Annotated in this window: 6 protein-coding genes; 3 read left to right on the plus strand and 3 right to left on the minus strand. The window is 59.9% G+C overall.

The genetic code is table 11. The features are described 5' to 3' along the window. Positions 1–121: 121 nt before the first annotated feature. Positions 122–859: a class I SAM-dependent methyltransferase gene (locus tag VN887_09685; protein HXT40282.1), complete on the minus strand. Its 738-nt coding sequence runs from the start codon at positions 857–859 to the stop codon at positions 122–124. 250 nt (positions 860–1,109) lie between these two features. Here VN887_09685 and VN887_09690 point away from each other — a divergent pair, with 250 nt between their 5' ends. The 3 genes from VN887_09690 to glp all read left to right on the plus strand — a co-directional run bounded on the left by VN887_09690 (position 1,110) and on the right by glp (position 4,976). Then, positions 1,110–1,913 carry a tetratricopeptide repeat protein gene (locus VN887_09690; GenBank protein ID HXT40283.1) on the plus strand — a complete coding sequence of 268 codons (804 nt, stop codon included), beginning with the start codon at positions 1,110–1,112 and terminating at the stop codon, positions 1,911–1,913. Positions 1,914–1,926: 13 nt separating this feature from the next. Continuing rightward, a complete protein-coding gene (locus VN887_09695) occupies positions 1,927–3,663 on the plus strand; it encodes an ATPase, T2SS/T4P/T4SS family (protein ID HXT40284.1) in 1,737 nt (578 codons plus the stop codon). A 104-nt stretch (positions 3,664–3,767) separates the two neighbouring features. After that, complete coding sequence (glp, locus tag VN887_09700; protein HXT40285.1) at positions 3,768–4,976, plus strand: gephyrin-like molybdotransferase Glp; 1,209 nt, start codon at positions 3,768–3,770, stop codon at positions 4,974–4,976. A gap of 60 nt (positions 4,977–5,036) precedes the next feature. On the opposite strand, the gene VN887_09705 is transcribed toward glp, so the two are convergent. Both VN887_09705 and VN887_09710 read right to left on the minus strand, forming a co-directional pair. Beyond that, positions 5,037–6,119 (minus strand): hypothetical protein, encoded by a 1,083-nt coding sequence (locus VN887_09705; GenBank protein HXT40286.1) that lies wholly within the window; start codon positions 6,117–6,119, stop codon positions 5,037–5,039. Positions 6,120–6,285: 166 nt separating this feature from the next. Then, a complete protein-coding gene (locus tag VN887_09710; protein HXT40287.1) occupies positions 6,286–7,656 on the minus strand; it encodes a TolC family protein in 1,371 nt (456 codons plus the stop codon). Positions 7,657–7,825 lie beyond the last annotated feature (169 nt).

The following is a 7,825-nucleotide window of genomic DNA, read 5'->3' on the forward strand; positions in this document are numbered from 1 at the left end:
CGACATATAGGAGTCGCTCTCTTTGATGACAAGCAATATAAAACCCGTGAGGGAAACCCCATCGTCCGCCGGCCTGGCCGGGCTGCTTGGCTCTCCGGGAAATAATGTGTGACAGACTGCATCAAGTCGGGCTCTTCTCCCCGTAATTGATGGTCATCACGCCACCGAGCAGGTTCACGACACGGACACTGGCGCAGTTCAGCTCGCGCATTTTCGCCGCCACGCCCTGCTGGGCCGGGTAGTGTTTCAGCGATTCCAAAATGTACGCGTGCGTTTGCGCGTCGCCGCAGAACATTTTCCCGAACAACGGCACGAAAGTTTTCAAATAGCCGAAGTAGAGTGAACGCCAAAGCGCATGGTCCGGCTTGCCGAAATCGAGCGCGAGCAGGCGTCCGCCAGGCTTCGCGACACGCCACATTTCGCGCAATCCTTGTTCGAACTTCGCAAGGTTTCGCAGACCATAAGCCACGGTCACAATGTCGAAGCTCGCGTCGGGGAAAGGAATATTCATCGCGTCGCCGCGCACGAATTGCAGATTGGCCGCGGGACGCGCGGAGACGGATCGCCGGGAGCTCCGGTCCTGCGCGACCGACAGCATCGACGCGCTGAAATCCAGTCCGACGACTTTCACGCCTTCTTTCGCCAGCGCGAAGGCCACATCGCCGGTGCCGCAGCAGAGATCGAGCGCGAACGCGCCGGGTCGGGGCCCGGCGAGCAGAACCAGCCGCCGCTTCCAGCCGCGATGCATTCCAAGGCTCTGAAGGTCATTGATGACGTCGTAATGGCGCGCGATGGCGGCGAACAGGTCGTGAACCCTGGAGGCGCGTTGTTCGCCCGGTTCATAAAACTTGTTTGCCATGCGCGGCCAGAGTAACACAAAGGCGGACCGGACACAGTTCTGATCCCCGGTGGAAGCCATCGGAGAATGCCGATGGCCGCGTTCAGTATTAAGCCGGGGTTGCTTTGATCTGGCCCAATGCGGTAACGTCTGGCCGGTGAAACGGAAAATGACGGGTTAGAGCACCTCGGTCTCGACAAAGGCACCTAATTCAGCAAATATTGCCGCCGCGATGGCCGCGACTTTGACCCCAAACGAAGAAGCTCAATTGTTGCAAACAATTGAGATGTTTGAGGTCATCACCCAGTCACAGCCGCTGGATTACCAGTCGTTGGAAATCCTCAAGGAGGCGTATTTCAAACTCGGGCGGCAAAAGGAAGTCGTCAACACCTCCAAACGCATCGCCCAGGCTTATGTCCAGTTGGGACAGTTGTCTTCCGCGATTCTGGAATACGAAAGCATTCTTCAGCGTTACCCGGACGACCCCGACGTGCAGGCGGCGCTGGCGGAAATCGAAAGCAAGGCGAGCAGTTTCGCTGCTCCCGCCGCCGTGCCCCAGGAGACCGAGGCGGCGGAGAGGGCCGCGGTCGGAAGGAAGGCGAAGGAACGGAAAGGGCCGGCGGAGATTGATGACGGCAAGCTGGCGATGCAAAAAATTTTTGTGGACGGCAAGTTGATCTCGGCGGGCGATTTTAACACGTTCTGGCACACGCCGGACCTGCACGACCCACCTGGAACGGTTTCCGACCCGTTCATTCAGCTGCTGGCGGACAAAGGGCTGGTGCCGCTGGAAAAATCGTTGAAACTGGTATCTGAACGTTCCCGGCTGGGATTTTTGCCGCTCGAAAAATACGACCTCGACATCGACCTGTCCCGAAGTTTTCCGCGCGATGTTTGCCAGCGCTGGTGTGTTCTGCCGTTCGACCGGATGAGCAAGTCCGTCCTGGTCGCCACGGCCAACCCGTTCAACAAACAGGCGGTTTGGGACCTTGAAAACGCGACCAAAAGCAGGCTGTTGTGGTATATCTGCCCGCCGGCGGAACTGGTGAAGGCCGTTCGAAAGGCGTTTCGCTGACCGTTAATCGTTTATGCCGCCCATCAAGAGTTTTGGAGAACGCATCGCCGACGCCCTGGTCGAGGATGGCCTGCTTTCGACCAACCAGGTCGAGGAACTTCTCGACCTGCAGAAGAAGGAAGGCACCCGCCTGCTCAAGCTGATCCTGGAAAAATCCTACGTCGGCGAGGTGGACATGGTCGTGTCCATGGGCCGCGTCCTCAACGTGCCGCCGGTCAACCTGGCTCGCATCGCGATCCCCCAGGAAATCGCTGCATTGGTCCCGCGCGAAATGGCCACCAACCACAAGGTGCTGCCGGTTTCCCGACTCGACAACAAGGTTTTCCTGGCAATGGCCGATCCGCTGAATGTGCTCGCGCTCGACGACGTGAAACGCACCACGCGGCTGGAGGTCATGCCGATGATCGCCTCCGAAAAGTCCATCCTGGACAAGTTGAACAACCTCGACAGCGTCCGCAGCACGATGGAGGACATCATCCAGGACGCCCAGCGCCAGGCCGAGGATGACGCGGACGCGGACACACTGGAGATCTCCCGCGAAGTGGCCGAGGAGATGAACCTTGACCAGCTGGCGGCTTCCACGGAGGAGGCGCCCGTCATCAAACTGGCCAACCTCATCATCGTTCAGGCCATCAAAGACCGTGCGAGTGATATCCACATCGAGCCTTTCGAGAAAACCGTCCGTTTGCGTTACCGCATAGACGGGTCGCTCGCGGATGTGACGCCGCCGCCCAAGAACATGCAGGTGGCGCTGACATCGCGGCTCAAGATCATGAGCAACCTCGACATCGCCGAACGCCGTCTGCCGCAGGACGGACGCATGCGCGTCAAGGTCGGCGGGCGCGACATCGATCTGCGCGTCTCCTTTTTGCCCACGGTTCACGGCGAGAAATGCGTGCTGCGTATTCTCGACAAGTCGAACCTCTCCGCCAGCCTGGACAAACTCGGCCTGGATCAGGACACGTTCCGCCGCTTCAAAGCCGCCGTCGATGCGCCGCACGGGTTGATTCTTGTCACCGGACCGACCGGCTCCGGAAAGACCACCACCCTTTACTCGGCGTTGAACGAACTCAACAGTCCGGAATACAACATCATCACGGTCGAGGATCCGGTCGAGTTTCAGATTCCCGGGATCAATCAGGTGCCGACAAAAAAAGAGATCGGACTGACCTTCGCCAACGCCCTGCGCTCGATTTTGCGCCAGGATCCGGACATCGTCATGATAGGCGAAATCCGCGACCAGGAGACCGCCGAGATCGCCGTCGAGGCCGCCCTCACGGGCCATCAGGTTTTGAGCACGATGCACTGCAACGATGCACCGGGCGCCATCGCGCGTCTTGACGACATGGGCATCGCCCCGTTTCTGATTTCCTCATCGGTCATCCTCTCCTGCGCCCAGCGTCTTGTGCGGCGCGTCTGCTCGGTTTGCAAAGAGCCGGTTACCTATCCTCCGAAGATGTACGAGGATCTGGGTATTGACCCGGCTTTTTTCGAGGGTGTACATCTTTACCGGGGGCGGGGATGTGAGCGTTGCAAAAACACCGGTTATTCCGGGCGCGCTGCCATCATTGAGGTCATGACCGTGACGGACGAGATCCGCAAGCTCGTGATTCAACGGGCCAGCGCGCACGAAATCGGCAAAGTAGCCATCGCCCTTGGTATGCAGACGCTGCGCATGGCCGCGCTCAACAAGGTGCGTGAGGGCGGCACAACGCTCGAACAGACTTTGGTGGCAACCGCCAGTTATTGAGCCGAAACCGCGGCCGGACAGGTTTCGACGGGCGACCACCGCACCACACATCCCGCCCGCGGCCCGTCTGGTCGGTTTGCAACGCTCCTTGTTTTTATTCACGTATGCTTGAACTGGAAGCAGCCCTAAACCAAATCCTTTCCGCAGTTCAACCGCTCGAGCACGAAATTGTGGCACTCGCTGGCGCCGCGGGCCGGATAGCTGCGGAGCCGGTAATGTCACCAATTGATTTGCCGGCCTTCGATAACTCTGCGATGGACGGTTACGCGGTGCGCGCCGCTGATCTGACGAATGCATGTGCAGACCGACCTGTCGCCCTGCGATTGACGGGGAAGATCGCCGCCGGCGAAGTGCTCAGCGGCGAGGTGGAGGACGGGACCTGCGTGCGGCTGTTTACCGGATCGCCGTTGCCGACGGGCGCCGACGGGGTTGTCATGCAGGAAGACACCCGGCCCGACCAGGAGCATCCGGACCGGATCTGGTTTTCCGGCGCCGTGACGCCATGGGAAAATGTTCGGCTTCGAGGCGAGGACGTCAAGGGCGGTGCGAAACTTGTGGAAGCAGGGGCCAGGATCGGCGCCGGCCATGTCGCGTTGCTCGCCGCGGCGGGTGTGAGGGACGTCAAAGTCGGCCGGAAACCGCGCGTGGCCGTGCTGGCCACCGGCAGCGAATTATTTGAAAATGGCCGGCCATTGCCACCCGGAAAAATCTACGAGAGCAACCGCGTCATGCTGGCGACACTGCTGATGCGTGTCGGTGCTGTTCCCGAAATCTTTCCACTGGTGTCCGACACGCTCGAGGCGACGCGATTCAATCTTGAAAAGGCACTGACGGAGTGCGACGCGGTGATTACCTCCGGGGGTGTATCGGTCGGCGAATATGATTTCGTGAAGGCGGCCTTCGAAGATCTGGGCGGCACAATCGCATTTTGGAAAATCTCCATCCGGCCCGGTAAACCATTCGTTTTTGGCCGCGCCGGTGGGAGATTTTTGTTCGGTCTGCCCGGCAATCCGGTTTCCGCGTTGGTGACTTTTCTCCTGTTGGCGCGTCCCGCTCTCGCACGGATGCAAGGCGCCACGGAACTCGAACTGCCGAAGTTACCCGGCCTGTTGACTCAACCCCTCGCCAACACGGGCGATCGTCGCCATTTTATGCGCGTTGCGGTCGATGAATCCGGCCGCGTCCGCCCGGCGGGAACGCAGGCTTCGCACATACTGAGTTCGTTGGCGGACGCGAATGGTCTGGTGGACGTGCCTCCTGCGACTGTCATGTCCGCCGGCACTTCGGTGTCCGTGCTGCGTTGGGAATGGTGAAGCGCCGCGATGAACGGCGTTCCGGTGGCTCGGCAGAAAAGAGGAAGAGAGCAGTCCGATTCAGAACTTACGGCGCGGAAACTCCAGCACGGTCGGCCTGGGTTGGATGTAAGGTGTACCGGCGGGCGGCGCCACGGCAGGGGCAAGGCTGGATGGTCCCAAAACTCTCGCGCCCGGATCTGACAGAGCGCTGAAGCGGCCCGGGTCGGTACTGCCGACGTTTCTGAGCGGGTCCAAAGCGTCGCCACCACCACCCGGAAGCTCGCCCAGGCGTGGCGCGATAACTGGATTCAACGCCTGCCGGGTTGTGTCCACTTGAAGATTGATTGGATCGAAATTTGGCAAAAGTGGATTGACGCTTCCGGGGACAGCCAAAAGTTCCCTGAACTTATCCCGATGGTTCTGATCCTCGCGCGAACCTGAAAGAGAGTCGTTCAATCCCGTATTATGATAATCATTGAGCCGGTCCTGCCCTGACTGGGTTCCAAAAAAGCCGCCCGGCACCGAAAAGCCGGCCGTCAGGACACGCGCGGACCCGAAAGGATTATCCAATTGGACGTTCTCCTTGCCTTCCTTCAACCCATCCCGTCCGAAACTCGAATCAAATTTTTTCACGCCGAAGTCGCTTTTTCGGTCAATCCTGTTCCATTCATCAGACGTTTCGTGTGTGCGTTCGCGCGCCGGCTTCTGGCTGCGAGAGTCAAAAAAATTCTCCAATGCCGTCCTGGGTTTTTTGTCCGGGCCGCCCTGGCCCCCGACGCCGAAAACCTCATCCGCCGTCTGCCCACGGTCGGTGTCCCCCGGTCGGGCATAAATCCAGTTTTTTTTGCGGTCGAGCGCTTCCAGCAACCGCGTATTACGGGGAAAATTCGGAAGAGCAACGGACGACGGCGTGACCAGCGGTTCCACGGCGCCGCTGATGGAGTTGCCGCGATCCAGAAACTCAAACGGTTTCGACGAGAGTTCGTCTCTGGGGCGGGTCATCGGGGATTCCACCGCCTGACCAGAAGAGGAGAAATGGATCTGTTCCCGGACCGGCGGCGGATCGGCCGCGTGTGTCCCCGTCGGCGCGAGCGAAGTCGCAGCAACGGCACCCGCCACGGCGGTTCTCTGGCCAATCTGGATAATTCTCGCGAAGTTCATCTGCAACGTGTTATTTAACCACGATCCGGACATTCGTCAAAACAAAGTGTGGCACATTTTGTACGAGACCCGAGGTGGCGCAGGAACCGACACTTGGACGTATCGCCCCGTTCAATCTGCGGCCATAGTTTCCGGCCAGCCTCGACACCGGTCGTTTGCTCTGGAGCTAAAGTCTCCCAAGAGCTTTGTGCAGGGCGTATTGCGCCTTGTTGAATTCTGCAACGGCCTTGAAATAATCCAACCTGGCACGGGTCAGGTCCTGCTCGGCCTGGAGGTTTTCAAGTACAACACCCACCGCGAACTCTTTTCGAGTCTGCGCCAGACGCAACCCTTCTTCGGCGGCGGTGAGCGCCTGTCTTGCCGTTTCAATCTGATCGGATGATGACTGCAGTCTCGTGAATGCTTCCACCACTTGCCGTCCGATTTCGTCGCGGATCTTTTGCCCGGTCAATGTCGTTCCCTGCAATCGCGCCTCGGCGGCCCGCTTGCGGCTGAAATCAAACAAGCCGCCCGGTCCAATCCGCCACCCGAGCCCGATCGAGTAGTCTTCCTGGTCACCGAAATTGCCGGTATCGTTGTTCCTGCCGCCCCCCAATCCCCCGACGGACGCCTGCCCGCCAATTGAAGGAACGAGCGGACCGTATACGGCGCCGTTCTTCGCGTCGCGCGCTGCCGCCACCAGTGCCTGGCTCTGTTTCAATTCCGGTCGGGCGGCAAATGATTCGCGCACCAAATCATCGAGCGGCGCATTGGTGTTCACCAGCGTCAGCGGGGCCAGATCAGAGTCGTTGGCGGTCAGCTCCACCGCCGGCCGGAGATGAAGCGTCTGTGCCAGGCGGGCGCCCGCGATCCTCTGTTGTTCCACTGCCTGCCGAAGCGCGAGCCGGTTGCGTTGTGTTTGCACCCGGACGCGAAGATGATCTCCCTTGAACGCGAGGCCGATTTCGACGGCGTGGCCGACCTGTGTCTCGTAATCGAGCGAAATCGCGGTGGATTCCTTTGCGACGTTCACCGCTGCCTGGGCGAATGCGAGTTCAAAATAGCCCTGCGCAGCGGCCAGCACGGCGTCCTGTCGCTGCGCGTCGAGCGCATGGCTCGCGGCTTCAACCAGTTGTTTCGACGCCAGCGACTTGTAAATAGCGTCCCCCAGATCCATTTGCGCAGTGAGCGCGCCGCCGACCGTGTAGGATTGTTTGTCGGCGTCGAAAATTGGTCCGTCCACGGCTTGTATTCGGTTCTCGTGTCGTCGGTAAGCGGCTCCCGGCGACAGCCAGGGAAAGAATTGGGCAGTCGCGCTGTCGTGGTTTGCCCGCGCTTCGGCCAGCCGTTCGCGCGCAATCTGCACGTCAAGGTTTTGCGCGCCCGCCAGCCGGAGGGTGGTGGGAAGGTCAATGGGAAACGCTTCACTTGCATTCGTGGATTCGTTGACCGCGCCGGATTCGGGCGGTTTCTCCGCCGGAAAAGCGGGAGGCCCGGCCGTCACGCAAACGAACGCCACGGCAATCGCAAATCCTGAATCGCGCTTCGAGAGTTTCACTTCGCTTCCACTACTTTGACCGACTGCCCGTCGGCTAACGTCTGTTGGCCGATCAACACGACCGGTTCGTCGGGTTTCAATTCGTCAAGGACCTCGACGGATACGCCGTCGTTGAATCCGGTATGGACTGCAACCTTTCGTACCTTGTCGCTCACCACGGTAAACACCG

Origin of the sequence: Candidatus Angelobacter sp., from assembly GCA_035607015.1 — a bacterium.
In the GTDB taxonomy this organism is placed as follows: Bacteria; Verrucomicrobiota; Verrucomicrobiia; order Limisphaerales; family AV2; genus AV2.